Genomic DNA, 18,802 nt, shown 5'->3' with positions numbered 1-18,802 from the left:
GTTACTAAATGCCTAAAAGATTGCAGATTACGTTTGCCAAACAATTAGTTAAAGCTCAGTAAAGGGGGCATTGCCAAATGTCTTGTATTGTGTGATTTAGAGGTGTTATAAAAAAGGGGTGCGACTTTTAGTCGCACCCCTAAACATATTAGTTAATAAGTACTGTGTCGATTAGATTCCTCGTGAAAACAAAATGGTAGTGAATGTTTTGAAGATAATTCTTAAATCAAGGGTGATAGTTCGGTTTTTAATATAGTATAAGTCATATTCCAGCTTTTGTATTGAATCTTCGAGATTTTCCCCATAGCGATATTTTACCTGTGCCCAACCGGTCACACCCGGTTTAACCAAATGTCTAATATTATAGTATGGAGTTATTTCATTTAATTTACGAACAAACACTTTTCTTTCAGGTCTAGGTCCTATAAACAACATGTCTCCATTTATGACCGACATGATCTGAGGTAGTTCATCGACCCTGAACATCCTCAGAATTTTACCGAAGGGGGTAATTCTTGCATCATTTTTTTTGGCCATTTTAGCTCCAGATTTCTCTGCATCGACGACCATTGACCTGAATTTATAAACTTTAAATTCCTTGCCGAATCTTCCTACTCTTTTTTGGGTATAAAATAAGGGTCCTCTATTAAAGAAAAAGTTTAGAATGTACACAAAAGGAGTGACTAGGGCGAATACAAACCCAACAAAAAAGCATAAAAGAAAATTTACTGTAAAATTAAAAATCTTGTATAAATATCTGACACGGGTATGTTGTAGCTGTAATATTTCTGCGCAACTATCATTGGGATTATATGAAACTATAGGAATGGCTTCATAAATATTCTCGTAAAACGATGAAAACGTAATAACCTCTTTGCCCTTTACCAAAGAATTCAACATCGTTTTCTCAATAAATTTTGGCATTGGCTGTTGAGTATCGACGTTGATGATCCAAGAGTCAACTTTTTTAGATAGTTTACGAAGCTCTTTTTCTGAAAGAAACGATTTAGGGTCATCGATATTCATTGCCTTCTGAACTTCATAAAAAGTATGAATGCCAAGACCGTTTACCACCTCTATTTCTTTGTCTTTATTCTCTTTCGATTGATTATTGTAAAGGTAAAGAACATGCTTGGTCGTAGAAATGAATTTAAATATGTAGGTAAATATGCGTCTCCACAGGAGTATGGTAAAAGGTAGCCCGAAAAGAAAAATTAAGAGATTGACGCGCCAAAAACTAAGATCAAAAAGAATAACCGCACTTAAAATTTCTACAAAAATAAAAAGAACGGTTACCACAAGGCCTTTCATTATCAGTCCGACGGAATACCGCGATTCTTTGCCCAAATAGTAGAAATTTAACACATAGGCCAGAAAGAAATACATAAAGAAGCCTGTAAAGGTCAAAATGATATTGGCGATCTCTGGTCTGGGACGAGAATCTATAACGGAATTTATAAAGAAAAATAACCCAAAGGAAATGATAATAAGGTCACCAAAAAAAAGTATAAGCTTTCTTTCGGGAATATTAAGTTTAGAGCGTTTTAGCATGGTTTTTGAATGTGGTGGCGAGAGTAAAAATAAGGTGAAAATATTTAATCGTTTTCTTTCCATGGCAAAATTAGATGAATGTTTCAAAAAAAAGATAAAATGTTGACCGTAGGTTATTTATCGATTTTATCAGTCTACTAAAGGTAATTTATAAAACAAGTTGATATTTTAATGTTTACTCAATAGACATTTAGCAAGTATCGCTAACTAATCTAGCCGAATATTTTCGCGAAAATAGGTGTTCAATACGCTTTGAAACAAATTATAGGTTATTTTTATGTTATTATAACCAAAGAATTAGGCCGCCACCGTTAAAAAAAGGCCCATTTATCTGCTGCTCAACCTTTATCGGTATGTACATCGCATTATAAGCGGAGATGCTCTAGAGACATACTCTTTAGCCATAATCAAAAATAAATCTATCTTTGCCCCGAAATTATTTATAAAAGCTAAATTTTCACACTTCATAAAAATCTAAGGCGTCTTAGAAAAAAATCAGATGAATTGATTGAAAATTTGTTTTATCATAGTGATATACATCCTATTAAAATAGTTGAAGTAAAAAGACAAATATGCAAATTACTATTATTGCTGGAGCACGGCCGAATTTTATGAAAATTGCACCAATTATTGAGGCAATTACCAAAAAGAAACAACAGGGACATGAGATAACTTATCAATTGGTTCATACAGGCCAACACTATGATAAGAATTTGAGTGGTACCTTTTTCGAAGAATTAAATATTCCATTTCCTGATGTGAATCTAGAGGTGAAGAGTGGGACTCAAGCAGAGCAAACGGCGGCTCTTATGATAGGCTTTGAGAAGCATTTGGAACAGCACACCTGTGATTTGGTCGTTGTAGTGGGTGATGTTACATCGACAATGGCCTGTGCAATTGTAGCAAAGAAGGCGGGAATTGACGTTGCGCACATAGAAGCAGGAATAAGGTCAGGTGATATGAATATGCCTGAAGAGATCAATAGGATTGTTACAGATAGCCTTACTGACTATTTCTTTACAACCTCTTCCTACGCAAATGAGAATTTAAGGAAACTTGGGGTTTCTGATAAGAAAATCTTTTTTGTTGGGAATGTAATGATCGACACCCTGCTTAAAAACGAATCGCGTTTGGTGAAACCTCCGGTTTGGGATGCATTGAAACTAGAGGCTAAAAAATATATGGTAATGACCCTTCACCGGCCAAGCAATGTTGACGAGGAAGAGCAACTGAAAGGGTTAATAACCCAGCTTGTGGAGTTAAGCAAAGATTTCCCTATCATTTTCCCGGTACATCCTAGAACTAAAAAGCTTTTAGAAGGATTGAATTTGAATTTTGATAACCTTCATTATATAGAGCCTTTAGGATATCTGCATTTCAATTATTTAGTCAAGAATGCTTTTGCAGTCCTGACGGATTCAGGAGGGATTACTGAGGAGACAACAGTAATGAATGTGCCATGTATTACCTTAAGAGATTCTACTGAACGGCCCGAAACTTGTGAAATTGGTACAAATGTACTTGTGGGAAGTGATTCGGATAAAATTAAAGAAGCTTTTGCAGTACTACTTTCAGGAAAATGGAAGAAAGGGAGTATACCAGAATTATGGGATGGTCATGCTGCTGAGCGAATTGTAGATGAAATAGCAGGTATATATAATCTATAGTTCGTAAAATGCAGGAAATCTTGATTATTACGAGTTATTACCCTCCAGAATCGGGAGCGGCTTCTAACCGGATTCATCATCTGGCAGAAGGGTTGTCAAAAAAAGATTTTAAGGTTTCGGTTATTACGCCCTTACCCAATTATCCGACTGGGCGTATATTTAAGAAATATAGGGGGACTTTTAAAAAAACTTCGGTTGAAAATGGTATAAAGGTTCATCGTCTTTGGTTGTATGCCAGTAACTCAAAGAATAAAGTACTGCGTTTGTTCGCAATGATATCATATAGTTTAAGTTTGGTTTGTTTTTTTATAACAAATAAAGTGCCAAACACAGTGATAGTGCAGTCTCCGCCTTTATTGGTGGCTTTTACCAGTATGCTTTTTTTAAAGAGAAAAAAGCGTAACCTTATATTGAATGTAAGCGACTTATGGCCGATAGCCGGTCTGGAATTAGGTGCTTTTAAGAAAAATTTCAGTTACGGGCTCTTGGAGAAGATTGAACGGATCAATTATAAAAGAGCAGACGTTATATTAGGGCAGAGTGAAGAGATACTAGCTCACGTTACTTCTATATTTCCAGGGAAAGAAACGGTATTATATAGAAATTATCCAGATTTCAAACCACCGTCCTTAAGTGATACAGGAGATAGATCCAATAAAATAAAAATTGTTTACGCAGGATTACTCGGAATTGCGCAAGGGATTCATAAGTTATGTGAAAATTTAGTTTATGATAATATTGAGTTTCATATCTATGGTGGGGGAGCTGAACAGTTGAAAATCGAAGAATTTATCGAAGCGAATCCTAATTTACCAATAATTTACCACGGTTCGGTCTCTAGAGACGAATTGCATAGTGCCCTAATGCGCTACGATGTGACCATAATTCCTCTATTGAATAGAATTTATGGATCGGTGCCCTCGAAAATATTTGAATATGCCAGGTTGGGCCTTCCTATGCTTTATTTTGGAGGAGGTGAAGGTGAAGGAATTATCGAGAGTTGCGAGTTAGGGTGGATTGCCGAGTCGTCAAATTACCAAGATTTAAATAAGGTCATTGCTTCAATAAATCACCAAGATTTTTCGTTTGAAAGGCGTCTTCAAATTCAGAATAGGGCATTAAGTGATTTTGATTTTAATGCTCAGTTAAATCTACTTGCCGACAGAATAAAAATAGAAGCATAATATTTTATTAGTGTTCTTCCAGAAATATGAACAAAGACCAATTCTCTTTGGTCAATAGGCATAAACTTAAGCCCCCATCAAAGGTCTTGAATATTTTCCGGTTATTTTTTTTCCGATAATGCATAAGAGCCAGGTCAAGGCAATAACGAAAATCGCCCAAATCAACGACCAGATAAAAGTATAGTTATAATCTATTAAAGAACTTATTTTTCTCGATACAACGATAACTTTGTAGTTTATAAAATCGTGCAGAAAAAATAAAGCAAAGCTATAATTTGCCAAGCTGTTCAACAACCTCGACCGCTTGTCTTCATTTTTCTTCATAATGGACAAAACGACCATTGAAATAGATATGTTTTTGATGTAGAGTACAGACTGATATAAGTTTCTATTAATATCATCTATTGACTCCATTCGAAAATAAAACGTTGTAATTATGGCGAGTACCGCTATAATGCCGAGCTGTGTTCGATACTGGCTAACCTTAGACATTATGAGGGAATAGTTCATTGACAAATAGAAACCCATTAAATAAATGGGAAACAGATATAAATAGAGACCAAAACTCAATGTGGTTCCGGTTCTAGTACCTAAGAGGGGTAAAAGAAAGAGAAAAGGAGCTATTTTGATAAATGTTTTTTCAGGAATTTTTAAAAGTAGTGGACTAACCACAAAAATTGGGATTATAAAGGGTATATACCAGAACGGGCCTAATGCCGTTCCATGGATAAGAACATTGGGAATACTCGCTAGAAAATCGAGTATCGAAGAGTTTACCACGGAACCTAAAAATGTGGTTAGGGCTAGAATTAGGACAGAGAAAAATACGTACGGAGAGACAACGTTTTTAATCTTTGAGATATAATATTTTGGAATGGTAAATTTAAACTTGAGGTGATGAAAAAGAAATCCTGATATTATAATAAAATATATCGTACTCCCTCCGAAGAAAGCTTCTCGAGCAGATTCGATTAAAATGGCATCTGGGTTAGTCTTGTCATGATGTACGGGGTATAGCCAGACATGGTCCATCATAATATTCAAAATTGCAAATGCACGGAAATAGTGCATATGATATAAGAATTTTTTTCCTTTCATAAGGCCTGTTTTTTACCAACCAAAAGGTGGTATTTTCATTAAAGCATTATTGATTTTGTTCGGTAGAACTTATAGGTTCACTATTAAGCCAATTCTTGACGTAGACGTTTGTAGCTCCTTGAAAAAAACAAAACAGAAGGAACATATAGAATGCCCCAAGCATTACAGGTTCTACGAAAAATAGTAGGTGAGTAGCCATAAAGTAAGTGATCATCATCGTACGAAACGGTAAATTCTGGTTCTTGACAAGTATCACCTTGGCAATCTTTAGTGAACTCTTAATGGTGAAAATTAATAACAGTAAAAAGGGGAGCAGTCCCGTAGATTGAGCCACATCTAACCATAGGTTGTGACTATAGCCAAATTCAGAACGTTCCCATCCGAAGGGTTTGCTAAATAAATTACCTAAAGATTTTGCCCAACGCTGAGATCTGTTCCCTGCGGTGCCGGTATCTTCGCTCTCTTGCAATCTATTTCCCAAGACTGATAGATAATCAGCATCTAAGTCAAATGAAACAAACCTTAAGAGCACAAGCGCCATAACTATCATGATCCCAAAAAGTCGGAGATTCTGTTTCGTCGATTGCTTCGGTATTATGAAAAATAATCCCATTACGATAGAGAGTAGGCAAATGGCAAGTTGAGTTCTACTACCTAGCCTAAACGTACATAAAAGCGAAACAATAAAAATACCTATTGCCCCAAGTTTATAAACCAATTTAAATCTTTTCTGGGGAATTAAAAGTAAAGTGGGAATACACATGTTATAGGTGAAGAAGGCTGCCATTAAAGTAGCCGTTACTGGTCTTCCTGTCCAAAAAATCCCTATAGTACGATCATATTGGGCAAAGCCTCCCTTTAATAGATTCAATGCTACAGAAGCCAACGCGGTAAAAGAATAGAGACAACCAACAATAAAAAAAAGAACATAAAGTTGCCTGACATTTTTAGTTTTTCCAATAAAATACTTTCCTAAGAGATAAAATGTTGGGGGAAAGAACATGTAAAATACAAATGTCTGAATGTGCATGTTAGGGTCAAAACTATAGAATAGTGCATAGACCACCGAAAAAACAAAAAGGATAAAAAAAGAAGAATCAAGATTTGTTTTAATAAAATCACCTCGGGTATATATTATAGGGACCAAGAGGTAGCCCGCTAAATATCCTAAGTCGAACGGATTTAGTAGAAAAAACGCAAACAGAGCGGCTATGGGCCAGCCTATGTGCTGAATATATCTGAGTATGGAAATCATTAGGTAAGTTTATCTTTTGAATTTGGAATACTTCTGATGAATTTAGCCGGATTCCCTGCCCAAATCTCCCCAGAAGGGATTGTCTTTGTGACTACGGATCCTGCACCGATTATGCTGTTTTCACCTATGGTTACACCTTTTAGAATAATACTGTGCGCTCCAATAAACGAGTTGTCGTCGATTACCACAGGTTTCGTATTTGGGAGGTCTTTTTCTTTTATTCTTCTATTATCAGCATCTAGTGAATGAAAATCAGTATCATAAATTTTAACACTACCTCCGATTTTGACATTGTCTCCAATGGTTATTTTATCTTGGCAAATTATAGTGGAGTTCGAAATACCTGCTCCACTTCCAATATTTAAGACCGCTGATTTTCCTACTATTATTGTCATTTTGGTGTCACCTCCAATAGGATTGGCATAAGGTCCTGAATTAAAAGAAACATTTTTATCTATTGTTATACTACCCTGATTTCTGATGAAAATTTTGCCGTATATTCTTGGGAAGTCGCTATAGTTGACTTTTTTGTATTTAAAAATGAACTTATTGTACCAAAAATGCTTGGTGTCCGATAAAAATATAATGATTTTCTTAAGTAAGCTAATCATGAAATTTTGTTAGTTAATTTTTCCTTTTACAATGCAATTATAGATAGAAATCATGGTGTTTACGTTATTTTTACGATTATGTCGCTTAGAAGCCGCTAAGATGCCATTTTCCGAGAGTCTTTTTGCTAAATTATCATCATCAAAAATACTTTTTATGGATTGTGCCAACATTTCAACCTCTTCAAAGCGATAAAGAAGACCGGTTTCAGTGTGTATGACGGAATCAGGTACTCCTCCGACATATGAGGCAATACAGGGAACGCCCAATATTTGGGCTTCACCTAATGAATTCGGACTATTTTCTATACTGGATGGACAGATAAAAACGTGACAATTTAAATATTCATTTATCATTTGTTCTTCATCGAGAAACCCCAAGAATTCAATATGTTTATGTAAATCTAATTTTTCGACTAATTTGCTAATATACCTGTGATAGCCTTTTTTGGTGAGCTTTCCTTTTAGTCCATTTGAGGGGCTAAGAATATTTGTGCCGGCGACGCGTATTTTTATACTAGGAAAAAATGTCTTTATAAGATGCACCGCTTCAAGTACTTTGTGTACTCCCTTTATCGGATAGCTTGCTTGGCTAAGAAAAATAGTGTGGTCTTTTTTGGAGTCTGAAGTCCATTTTTTAGAACTGTAGAAGCTATTTCTTAAAGATTCATTACAAAAATGATAGTTCACCTTAGAATTAATAGTCTTCACATGGTCATGGTCCCACTGTGTTCTGCCTATTATATCTTTTGTTAGTTTTAGATAATTTTGTTCTATTGTAAGTCCTCTTTTTTTAAATCTTATTTTATTTCCAATAATTCCATCCCCTTTGATAATATCCCTAAGAGTAGTGTTCTTAATTATTTCTCTTAAGCCTATTCCCGCATAATAATATCTGCTTATTATACTTGTCATTCCTTGTATGGAAATAACATATTTCAAATTTGGGCATGCTTTTATCAATGAGAGGCCATGTGCGTATTCGGTACCGTGAATATGAACTATATCAGGCGATATATCTTCAATGATTTTTTTCCATTGTATTTCTAATGTTTCGTCATATTCGGTTATTGGCTTTGCTCCTTTGAGCAAGAGGTAATTGGTGCCATCGATTGTGTGTTGAGCGAACTGCATATTTGGTCTAACAGTTACGACACTTAGCGCTAAACCCTCTTCTGCCAAGTCTTTGGCTAAACCATACATCCAACCGCCAACTACAGGTGCATCTTTTCCAAGGGCTTGTGATAATTGCGGAAATATAGTGTTTGTGACCCAAAGTACTTTCATGACTGTAGGGCTTTTTTAAGAACCTTAATTTGATAAAAAGGGTTATACTTGTCATCTACCGACCGATATGCTTCAAGCCGGGTTGCTTTGCGTGACGAGGTGTCGACGTTAATCCACTGCTTGATTTTAAGGACAAGGTCATCCAAGTTGCCTTCTTTAAAAAAGTCTCCTGTGAGTCCAGGTTCAATCGCTTCGAATTCTGGTCCGTGACCATAAAAGTTGTCACTCGTGATTACAGGCGTTCCATAAGTTAGGGCGTGTATAGCCGTAAGACCAATCAGTCCTGGAGATACACAAACATCAGCGTTGTAAAGTAAAGGCCCAATGAGCTCTTCTTTATAACATGGGCCGTAGAACCAAACGTTTTTACCTATGCCGTATTTTTCAACAAGTTTAGGAATGTCATTATCATCGATATCTTCGCCGACTACGACTAAATTACAGAGTATATCTTTTTCTCTCAAATTCTTTAATGCTTCTACCAATAAATCCACCTTTTTGGAAGTTTGGATTCTTCCAATATATATAAGAACGGGAAAGTCGTTGTTAAAGTATTTCTTATAGATATCTGTCGGTTTTAGATTGTTTCGAATGGTCAATTGATTTTCGTAATCCAGTGAATTATAGATTAGTATAAGCTTATCTTCGTCGAAACCCTGTTTAATCATTAACCGTTGTCCTTGTTCGCCGTAAAGGAATATTTTATCAAACAACCGGTAGAAATTTTTCTGAAGAATCATTTGTTTCTTAGATGAACTTCCTTTAATCCCATGTGTCCAAGCGTACGTTTTTTTACCTAGTATTTTCGCCAAAATCAACACGGCCCAATTCGATAAATAATATGGTGAACTGTTTATGATGTAGCTGTCATAAGGTTTAAAAACCAACTTCCAGACACCTTTTTGCCAAATATAACCCTTTATAATACTTTTTTTATTTTTTATTGTTTTTCGGTAGCCCTTCAGCGAATCATAATCCATTGTTTTTAAGGGCTTGAAAATAGTGTCGCCCAAGTAAAAGTCACAGTTCAATTCTTGATCCATCAATGTGTATATGGATTCACGATAATGCGAGCCAATATTAAAAATACAACAGATTTTGTTTTTCATTTTAACTATTGTTTGATCTGTGGGATTATTTCTTAAAAAGACCTCGTGTTTTCTCTAAAATAATTTTGAGCTCTTTTACCTTGAATAAATGTATAAAAAGAAAATAAACGGGTATGGCAACAAGGGGGGCTATACACAGCTTTAGTACATCATTGTCTATCTGGCGGTTCACAAAATATACGGCAACGACCATTAAGATACCAGAAATAATAATAGGAATCATATCTTTAATCTGTTGGAAAGCGCCATACTTCATGATTTTTCCAGGATAATGTGTGTTAATGAAAAAATGAATGGCCGTTGAAGCCAATTCTGCCATCGCAATATAAACAATACCGTGTTTAAGGGCGATTATTAATAACACAACACGTATCGAAAGTTTGGCGTATTGCTGTTTTAATGCTAAATCGGTTCTCCCGATTACATACAATAGATTGACATTAATACCGGAAATTATGGTTATGGCCCTGGCAATACAAAAAAGCTGCATTATTGGGACTGCTGCCATCCATTTCTCAGTCAATAAAAATCGTATCAAAGGTTCGGCAATCACCGATAGAAAAAAGAAAACGGGTACCACCAACAATGCCGTTGCCCTAATAATGCTCCTTGTATGCTTAACCAAAATGTCAATTTGATCTTGCAGCCCCGATAAGCCTGGCAACAATACTCTTTCCAATACAGCGCTCATTATGCCATACACATAATCTGAAAATTGTGTACCTCTCGTATAGTAGCCTAGGTCTTGGGCACTGCTGATTTTTGCAATAACCAGTTCGTAAGATTTGTTTACGGCCACGTTCAGTAAGGAAGATGCCAGTAAATTGGAACCATATCTGAACAGCCCCCTTAATGAGGTTTTCGAAAAGACCCAATTGGGCTTCCATTTTAAACCTAACCACATAAACAAAGCGACTACAACGGCTTTTATTAAAGTTTGAGCTACTAAAGCCCATACCCCGTAACCTGAAAAGGCCATATAGATGGCAGCAGCGCCTGAGATGATAACAGCAGAAAAATTAACTTTTGTAAGTACCTTAAAATCGAGATCAATTGTATATAAGGTAACGGGTACAGTGAATAGCGCGTTTATGATAAGTGACAACGCCAAGACCCTTAGCAGTATGCTGAGCTTTTCAATTTCATAAAAATCGGCAATGAAAGGAGCCGCCAACCACAGCAATACATAACAAAGTGATCCTATGGCAATATTGAATAGAAATACCGTAGAAATATCATCTTCGGTACGGTTCTGTTTTTGTATTAAAGCCTTAGTAAAACCACTGTCGATAAATACCTGTGAAATTGCGATAAAAACAATCAGAATTCCGATAATGCCATATTCCTCCGGGCTTAGAATACGTGCAAGTACAATACCGATAATGAACTGCATTGCCTGAACGGAAAGACGCTCGACAGCACTCCATGCCATTCCCTTGAACATTTTGTCACCAAGTCCCATGTTGCATCATTTGTCTGAACTAAAAGGTGAACAATTGTTCATTGTAAATAGGTAAATCTTCTAAGAAGAGGTAACATTAGTTAAATGAGGTATACCACTGGTATTGCCTTTTTATACCTTCTTCGAGTTCTACGGTATGTTTCCAACCTAATGCGTTGAGTTTCGAAACGTCAGTCAATTTTTTCATGGTGCCATCCGGTTTTTCCGTATTGAATTTAAAATCACCCTCAAATCCAATTACTTTCTTTATCATTGTTGCCAAATCGGAAATTGAAATGTCTTCTCCGGTTCCGATATTGATATGTGTATTTCTTATTTCTTTGCAGTTTTGGGCATAAGTATCCTCAAAATTTCTATTCTCCATGAGATATACACAAGCATCGGCCATGTCTTCGGACCATAAAAATTCACGCATCGGTTTTCCACTGCCCCAAATTTCGACGTGTACAGCACCATTCTGTGTTTTGACAATGCCGTAGTCCGCTAGTTTTTCAATGATGATTTCTTGTGGGCTCTCACCATTTACATTTTCAATTGGCAACTTATTTAGGTCCTCTTGAATGGTTTTCCAATCATTTTTTTCCAAGGCCCTGCCAAGGTGAATTTTTCTTACCAAGGCAGGAAGCACGTGAGATTTTTCCAAATCAAAGTTGTCGTTAGGACCGTAGAGGTTGGTCGGCATAACAGAAATGAAATTGGTGCCGTATTGCAAATTGTAACTTTCGCACATTTTGATACCGGCAATCTTTGCTATGGCATAAGGTTCGTTGGTGTATTCAAGAACATCGGTTAGCAAATAATCTTCTTTCATGGGCTGCGGACAGTTTTTAGGGTAGATACAGGTACTACCTAAAAAAAGAAGCTTCTTCACACCCTGCAAATAACTTTGATGAACTACGTTGTTCTGGATCATCAAGTTTTCATAGATAAAATCCGCCCTATACGTATTGTTGGCGACAATCCCTCCAACTTTGGCCGCAGCTAAAATTACGTAATCCGGTTTTTCGGCCTCAAAGAAAGCTTTTACGGCTTCCGAATTTTTTAAATCAAGTTCAGTCCGGGTTCTTGTTACAATATTGGTATAACCTTTACTTTTCAGATTGATAACAATGGCACTGCCCACCAAACCTCTATGACCGGCTACGTAGATTTTTGATTCTTTATTCATTTTTACTCAAAGTAATTTAGAATTCGATAACCACCATTTTGTAAATACTGGTCTTTTTGCATTAACTTCAAATCACTTTCCATCATATCTTTTACAAGGTCTTGTAAATCAAGCTCTGGTACCCAGCCCAATTTATCTTTGGCTTTAGAAGCATCGCCTATAAGAAGTTCGACTTCGGTTGGTCTAAAGTATTTTGGATCAACGGCCAAGATTTCCTTTCCTATTTCTAACTGATAATCGGCATTATGGCAAGCTTTAACATAGCCCTTTTCGTCAACTCCTTCACCTTTGAATTCTAATTCGATACCTACTTGGTCAAAACTCATACGAACAAATTCCCTAACGGGTGTGGTCTTGCCGGTGGCAATTACCCAATCTTCTGCTTGGTCTGCCTGTAGAATCATCCACATCATCCTAACATAATCCTTGGCATGGCCCCAATCACGTTGCGCATCAAGATTGCCAAGATAAATCTTGTCTTGCAGACCCAATGCTATACGGGCGGTCGCCCTTGTTATTTTACGGGTTACAAAAGTTTCGCCTCTTATCGGCGATTCATGGTTGAATAATATTCCGTTACAAGCATACATTCCATAAGCTTCCCTATAGTTGACGGTTATCCAATAAGCGTACATTTTTGCCACAGCGTATGGACTACGTGGGTAAAACGGAGTTTTTTCGGTTTGAGGAACTTCTTGTACCTTTCCATAAAGTTCTGAAGTAGAAGCCTGATAGATACGGGTTTTGTCTCCAAGCCCCAACATTCTTACGGCATCTAGTATTCTTAGTGTGCCTATTCCATCTGCATTGGCGGTATATTCAGGTACCTCAAAAGATACATGTACATGGCTCATGGCTGCCAGATTGTAAATCTCGTCGGGTTGTATCTCCTGAATCAATCGAATCAAGTTGGTACTATCGGTCATATCGCCATAATGAAGAATGAAATTTCTATTTTCAATATGGGGGTCTTGGTATAGGTGATCGATGCGATCGGTATTAAAAAGTGAAGAACGTCTTTTCAACCCGTGAACGGTATAGCCCTTCTTCAATAAGAATTCACTTAGATAGGCACCATCTTGTCCGGTAACCCCTGTTATCAATGCCACTTTTTTCATTAGGTACTATTTTATAATTTGTAAAAGTTTGTCAATTATTATTTGATTACAAACATACAACATCATCTATGTTTCTCCCTCAAATTGCGGCTATAAGACCCTATTTCTTGATAAAACTATTATAATCGTAAAATTTCGATGCAAATATCGGTTTTTAAAAATAAACGTCTTTGATTTTTGATATATTTACTTCTGGGGTGTTGAGGCACCAAACCCCTTTAGTACATTATGTGTGATTTTTTCTGCTTGGCCACTAGCTCTAGATGATCTTAATTCAGGGGCATTGTAATCGTCAAGCCCCCAAGACCATTGCATTGATCCCGTTGCAAAAACTTGTGCCCCTTTTTCAGTTTGATAAAAAGTCATGTGCGAATCTCCATTTTTTACAATCCTGTTATTCAGTGCTTTTAGGTTTTGTAAGAACCAAAGTACAAGTCCTGCCCCAATCATTGTCAAACAACCTACAAGGGCAAAAATGCCGATTTCGCCTCCGATGTTAACGATTAACCCTGCCGCCATTAAAATGGCCAGAATTGCAATTAGGGAAGCTGATTGAATTAGAGTCTTTGGAAATTTCAATTTATGAACCAGTATGCTATTTATTTTTCGGCCAATGCGTTGAAACATTATTTTTCCAACGTACGCATAATTGTTCTCCAACAGATTTTTCCCGGGAGAAGTTGCCAAAACTGTTATGTTTCTTGGAGAATATTCGGTGACGCCATCTATTTCATAGCCAAGAAGCCCGTTTAGCCTATCACCATTTTTAACTTGTAAGCCTTCGAATACCCAATGGGAAGAATTCGTAATAATAATATCACCATCAACAGGATCCATAAAATGCTGAACACCTATCAATTTTGATTCAGGATTATTTATAGGGTTGTCTCGAAAATTTACGGTTGTAGTACTGTTTGTAATGGGGTCTAGGGAAACATCTTTGTAGCAGGCCATGGTTCTATTGGGTGCATTTGAAACAATACTAGGCTCTATTCTAATTTGCCAGAACACGGTATTAGATGAAAAAAAAGTTAGATTGGTTCCGCTTTTAAGTGTTTCCTCGACATTCTTGCGCATCTCATAAGACCAATATTCGTCGTGCCCATGCGACATGAAGATTTTACTGCGGCTGAGCAACTTCGAATCGCTATGTGTGTCTATATTGGTAATATAACCAACGTTATATTCATTTTTCTCTAACCACCTAACCATATTATAATCCCACCCGGCACTGCTTATAGGGAGGTCATGAGTAGTTGTCGGTTGGATATTGGTGAAAAATTCCCCGGCCCCCATTCCAAAAGCAGCTTTTTTGTTATTACTACAGGCGTAGGGTCGATTGAAGGATACATGGCTTGCTCGCTTGCCTGATACTGAACCCCAATGTTCGAGCGAACCACTTCCCCAATCATAAAGTGATTTTCCGCCCCAATAATTATAGGCCTGATAGGTAGTGACAGGTAATTGAAAAAGTATGTCAGGTGCGTTGTTGTCGTCTCTGACGACAAAAAGAATATAGCTTTGCTTGTGAGAAAAATTCTCTTGAAGTTTGACAACGTAAATTCCGGTAGGCCATGTGTCGTCAGTAGATAATTTATAAGGGTTTCGCCAATCACATTCTACCAATCCGGTGTTATTATCAGGTAGTGCCGTTTCTTGAACTGTTCCTGCCAAGACTATTGGTTCAGCTACTGAACGTCCTCCCAAACCCTTATACCACCCCATTCGAAACACTTCCAAAGAAAAATTTTCAGATGCCGTATTCACAAAGAGGTTTATAAACTCGCCTTTATTGATACTCGTATGCGAAGCATACCCTTCAATTTCTCTATTTGTGGCTGGGTTGTCTATCTTCCATGAAGACGTTCCTGATTGTTCATTTTCAATAATAATCGCATGATTACTCGGTTTATTCGGCATGGTTGGCAATCTTTTCTTGAGAAATGATGTTCTGATAGGTACTAATGTAATTGTCTGCAATTAACTTCCAATCGAATTGAGAGAAGCTTAATTGGTCTATGTCGTAATTCTGATAATCCAATATCATGCGTTCAATGGCTTCAGTTATTGAGGTAACAGATAGAGGATTTACAAATTCGCCCACTTTGCCATTAAAAGTTCCATCTATTCCTTGATTTTTCGAACAAATTATGGGAAGTCCTTGAGTAAGTGCCTCGACGTATACCAAACCAAAGGTTTCACTTATCGAGGTCATGGCCAGAATGTGGGCATTGGAATAAACTTCTTTTAGTTTCCCTTTGTCATATATTGCACCATGATAGGTGACCACTGATTTATTTGCGTCAATGGCGCCAATAACCTTCTCATGATCTTTTCCTCCACCTCCTACCAAATCCAGGGTTAAATCTTTATGCTTTTCCTGAGCTAATACGACTGCTTCTATTAGCTTTACGATATTTTTATTAACATCGAAATTTCCAATATAGAGCAATTTGGAAGGTGTAATCTTTTTTTTCGGTTGAATATCGTCGAGCCAAACCGAATCGAGACCGTTGTTTATGATAACGCATTTGTCATTAATTTCAGGCCGCAATTTGTTCATAAAGCTATTTTGAAAAAAGTTATGCTTTAATGATGTACTTATGAATATGATTTTAGAAGCCTTTAGTAGTATCTTGCGTGCAAGAAAATATAGGTCTTTACGATATTTAAAGAACGTGCTGACATCTGACCCCCTTACAGCGACTATATAAGGTATATTAAATTGCTCATTAAGTTTTAAGGCCAAGGCCCCATCACTGAATAACGTAGTCGCATGAGCGATGTCAAATTGTTTTAAATCTATGTCAGTTTCAAGGTCTTTGTACAGAAAGCGTATTTTATTTCGGAATAAAATGGTGTGGTAGGGGCGAAGTGGCCTCGAGTAAATTACTTCTAATTTTGGATTTTTCTTATATTTTTCTACCTTTTTGATTTTAGCTTTTCGTACGGGGTAGAATACCACCTGTTGAATTCCTTTTTCATCTAACTCATGATAGAGGTTTTCATGGACCTTGCTTCCCATGAAGTCATTGCAAATATGAAGACATTTCATAGTTTAGATTCTAATTTGGAATAAAATTTAAAAATATGGCAATCCGTAATTCATAATAAAATAATATCTTCATCGGTACCAGTTCTGATAATTTATTTTCTAAAATAATTCAAGTATATTTTTGGAAAGTATAGTTTTAGCCAAGCAAAGAAAACAACGAACGGATAGCGAAAAGGAAAAAACTTCTTCGTATACTTTTTATAGGAATTCAGGGCTAGGCCAGTAGGATTGTATAGTACCTTACGCCTTTCTTTAAAACTCTTTTTTGCAAAATTTTCATAGTGATCCCTGTGGTCATTGATACAATGTCCGCAATATTCCGGTGCAATCAAGACAGGGATGTTTGATTTTCGAGCTGTCAAAGTATAATCATAGTCTGCCATGCCATGACTATACCCTTCGGTAAGAATGCCTATTTCGTCAACAACACTACCTGAGACCATCATGATATTGGCATTTCCAACGTCACATATCTGAAATTGTCCGTTGGGAGGTAACCTTTTTAATTTGTATAGAAACTTATTGGTTAAAATCGATCCACTATAAGTCAACTTATTTCTAATTTTGTCTTCTGTAGCTCCCAAATAAATTCCTTCCACACCTAATGTTTCAATTGAATATTCATGGGTTTTTGCAAGTTGATCAAAAACGTTGTCATATAATTCAACGTCATCATTTAGCAATAAGTAGGCATCATACTTTCGATTTAAGGCTTCTTTCCAAGATGAACGCATTCCTTCTGCCCAGAATAGTTGCCCGTCTCCTGCGATAATGTGTACTTGGGGAAATTCTTTCTGAATCCCCTCAGTTGTGCCATCTGTTGATCCATCATCGGTTAAATATACATCTATTGAAAATTTTTTAGGCTCGATCTTTTCTACTTCGAATAAGCTTCTAATTGAACGTATGGTTTTTTCTTTTCTATTGTGACATGTATACAGTACTGCAACGTTTTTCATTCTTGAAAGTTTTCAAATAACAACCCCAAAATGTAACATTTTTGCCAGTCAATAGTGGAGTGGAAATGAGTGATGTTTATGGAAAAATCGAGTCTTTCAGGTTAGTATATTACCTTAATTTTAGGGCGTAAAAATAAGTGAAGATTATCGATTAACCTAAAAAATCTGTGTATGGACAAAACAATAGGTTAAACGCTTGAAAAGGGGGTAATTTTAACCTTATATTTAACGAGTTTTAAAAAAGTACTAATTATAACGCAGCTATTTATGGCGATTAAACCTAAGGTGAGTGTTCTAGTTCCCGCCTACAATGTAGATAAATATATACGGAAATTTCTTGATAGTCTGGTAAATCAAACGCTCAAGGATATAGAAATAGTTTTAGTGAATGATGCATCGCCTGATACATGTGATGAGATTATAGCTGAGTTCTTGACTGATGATAGAATCAAATACATCAATAAAACGAAGAATGAAGGGTTATGGATGGCTAGACAATCGGCCTATGAAATTGCAACAGGAGAGTATATTGTCAACTTAGATCCTGATGATTATATCGATGATAATTTTCTAGAATCACTGTATCTTTTTGGAAAAGAAAATGAACTTGATATTGTTGTGGGCAATGTTCAATCTGTCGATGAAAATGATAATGCTTTTGGTAAGACAGCTTTGCACAAGGCCGATGGACGAAAAGTTTTAAAGTCTGATGAAGATTATAAAGTATTATTGGGAACGCCCTATGCTTCTTGGTTCCGATTGTTTAAAAGAGAGGTGATGGAAAACTTTAAGTATAATTATTTACAGGGAGAACTGGTGTCTTATACAATTCAGTTCTGTGATGGAGTCAAGGTAGGTGTTAATCCTGAAGTGTTTTACTATCATCGAAAGCATGGTGCATCTATGTCGAATTATGATAAAAGTGCAAAACGCATCAGCGAATCGGCAGAATTTAGCTGGGATGGTATCCATAGAAAATTGGCGTTGCTCAAAGCTTTGCCTATATCATCAAGTAACCTAAGAAAAACACTCTATATGTATATATTTAGGGTTTATTATTCTCTTACGATGATAACATGGCTTGAAGAAAACCCTTCAAAAGAATACAAGAAGAAAGTGGGCCGATTACTTAAAAAAGAGCTCTGTTTTAATAGTAAAAACTTTTTCAAATTTGTTTCGTGGTTTAAGCGAAAGGAGCAAGTTTTTTTAGGTCTTTGTTTAATGGGCTTTGATGAAGTTGTTCTTAAAGAATTAAAAAAAAGAAAATCGAATTAAACAATT

General features: G+C 36.4%; 15 protein-coding genes. 3 read left to right on the top strand and 12 right to left on the bottom strand.

Translation table 11 applies throughout. The features are described from left to right. Nucleotides 1-171: 171 nt before the first annotated feature. Complete coding sequence (locus AACZ88_RS10425) at nt 172-1,614, bottom strand: sugar transferase (RefSeq protein ID WP_339709603.1); 1,443 nt, start codon at nt 1,612-1,614, stop codon at nt 172-174. A gap of 509 nt (nt 1,615-2,123) precedes the next feature. Between AACZ88_RS10425 and wecB the strand changes: the two genes are divergently transcribed. Together wecB and AACZ88_RS10415 are read left to right on the top strand one after the other, a co-directional pair. Next, nucleotides 2,124-3,218 (top strand): UDP-N-acetylglucosamine 2-epimerase (non-hydrolyzing), encoded by a 1,095-nt coding sequence (gene wecB / locus AACZ88_RS10420; RefSeq protein WP_339709600.1) that lies wholly within the window; start codon nt 2,124-2,126, stop codon nt 3,216-3,218. Between the two features lie 8 nt (nt 3,219-3,226). Further along, complete coding sequence (locus tag AACZ88_RS10415; protein ID WP_339709597.1) at nt 3,227-4,402, top strand: glycosyltransferase family 4 protein; 1,176 nt, start codon at nt 3,227-3,229, stop codon at nt 4,400-4,402. A 66-nt stretch (nt 4,403-4,468) separates the two neighbouring features. Here the strand turns inward: AACZ88_RS10415 and AACZ88_RS10410 are convergent, their stop codons facing one another. From AACZ88_RS10410 to AACZ88_RS10360, 11 genes are all read right to left on the bottom strand, one after another. Beyond that, nucleotides 4,469-5,500, bottom strand: coding sequence for an acyltransferase (locus tag AACZ88_RS10410; protein ID WP_339709594.1), 1,032 nt, complete (start codon nt 5,498-5,500; stop codon nt 4,469-4,471). A gap of 46 nt (nt 5,501-5,546) precedes the next feature. Beyond that, complete coding sequence (locus AACZ88_RS10405) at nt 5,547-6,755, bottom strand: hypothetical protein (protein WP_339709591.1); 1,209 nt, start codon at nt 6,753-6,755, stop codon at nt 5,547-5,549. Further along, a complete protein-coding gene (locus tag AACZ88_RS10400) occupies nt 6,755-7,366 on the bottom strand; it encodes an acyltransferase (protein ID WP_339709588.1) in 612 nt (203 codons plus the stop codon). The genes AACZ88_RS10405 and AACZ88_RS10400 overlap by 1 nt, the downstream gene beginning before the upstream one ends. Before the next feature lie 9 nt (nt 7,367-7,375). Next, entirely contained in the window at nt 7,376-8,650 is a 1,275-nt protein-coding gene (locus AACZ88_RS10395) for a glycosyltransferase family 4 protein (RefSeq protein ID WP_339709586.1), read from the bottom strand. Further along, entirely contained in the window at nt 8,647-9,759 is a 1,113-nt protein-coding gene (locus AACZ88_RS10390) for a glycosyltransferase (protein WP_339709583.1), read from the bottom strand. The genes AACZ88_RS10395 and AACZ88_RS10390 overlap by 4 nt, the downstream gene beginning before the upstream one ends. Before the next feature lie 25 nt (nt 9,760-9,784). After that, nucleotides 9,785-11,221: a lipopolysaccharide biosynthesis protein gene (locus tag AACZ88_RS10385; RefSeq protein WP_339709580.1), complete on the bottom strand. Its 1,437-nt coding sequence runs from the start codon at nt 11,219-11,221 to the stop codon at nt 9,785-9,787. Between the two features lie 76 nt (nt 11,222-11,297). Then, complete coding sequence (locus AACZ88_RS10380; RefSeq protein ID WP_339709577.1) at nt 11,298-12,389, bottom strand: GDP-L-fucose synthase; 1,092 nt, start codon at nt 12,387-12,389, stop codon at nt 11,298-11,300. A gap of 2 nt (nt 12,390-12,391) precedes the next feature. Continuing rightward, the gene (gene gmd, locus AACZ88_RS10375) at nt 12,392-13,507 is read right to left on the bottom strand and encodes a GDP-mannose 4,6-dehydratase (protein ID WP_339709574.1); all 1,116 of its coding nucleotides are present in this window, start codon (nt 13,505-13,507) and stop codon (nt 12,392-12,394) included. Between the two features lie 186 nt (nt 13,508-13,693). Beyond that, complete coding sequence (locus AACZ88_RS10370; RefSeq protein ID WP_339709571.1) at nt 13,694-15,427, bottom strand: N,N-dimethylformamidase beta subunit family domain-containing protein; 1,734 nt, start codon at nt 15,425-15,427, stop codon at nt 13,694-13,696. Beyond that, nucleotides 15,417-16,562: a glycosyltransferase family 4 protein gene (locus AACZ88_RS10365; protein WP_339709568.1), complete on the bottom strand. Its 1,146-nt coding sequence runs from the start codon at nt 16,560-16,562 to the stop codon at nt 15,417-15,419. Before AACZ88_RS10365 ends, AACZ88_RS10370 begins: the two co-directional genes overlap by 11 nt. 92 nt (nt 16,563-16,654) lie before the next feature. Further along, nucleotides 16,655-17,521 (bottom strand): glycosyltransferase family 2 protein, encoded by an 867-nt coding sequence (locus AACZ88_RS10360; RefSeq protein WP_339709565.1) that lies wholly within the window; start codon nt 17,519-17,521, stop codon nt 16,655-16,657. Between the two features lie 267 nt (nt 17,522-17,788). Between AACZ88_RS10360 and AACZ88_RS10355 the strand changes: the two genes are divergently transcribed. Beyond that, nucleotides 17,789-18,796: a glycosyltransferase family 2 protein gene (locus AACZ88_RS10355; RefSeq protein WP_339709564.1), complete on the top strand. Its 1,008-nt coding sequence runs from the start codon at nt 17,789-17,791 to the stop codon at nt 18,794-18,796. Nucleotides 18,797-18,802: the final 6 nt, after the last annotated feature.

Origin of the sequence: uncultured Kriegella sp. (assembly GCF_963975415.1) — a bacterium.
Lineage (GTDB): Bacteria > Bacteroidota > Bacteroidia > Flavobacteriales > Flavobacteriaceae > Kriegella.
Note: the sequence above shows the minus strand (reverse complement) of the source record. Positions and strands in the feature narration are given on the sequence as shown.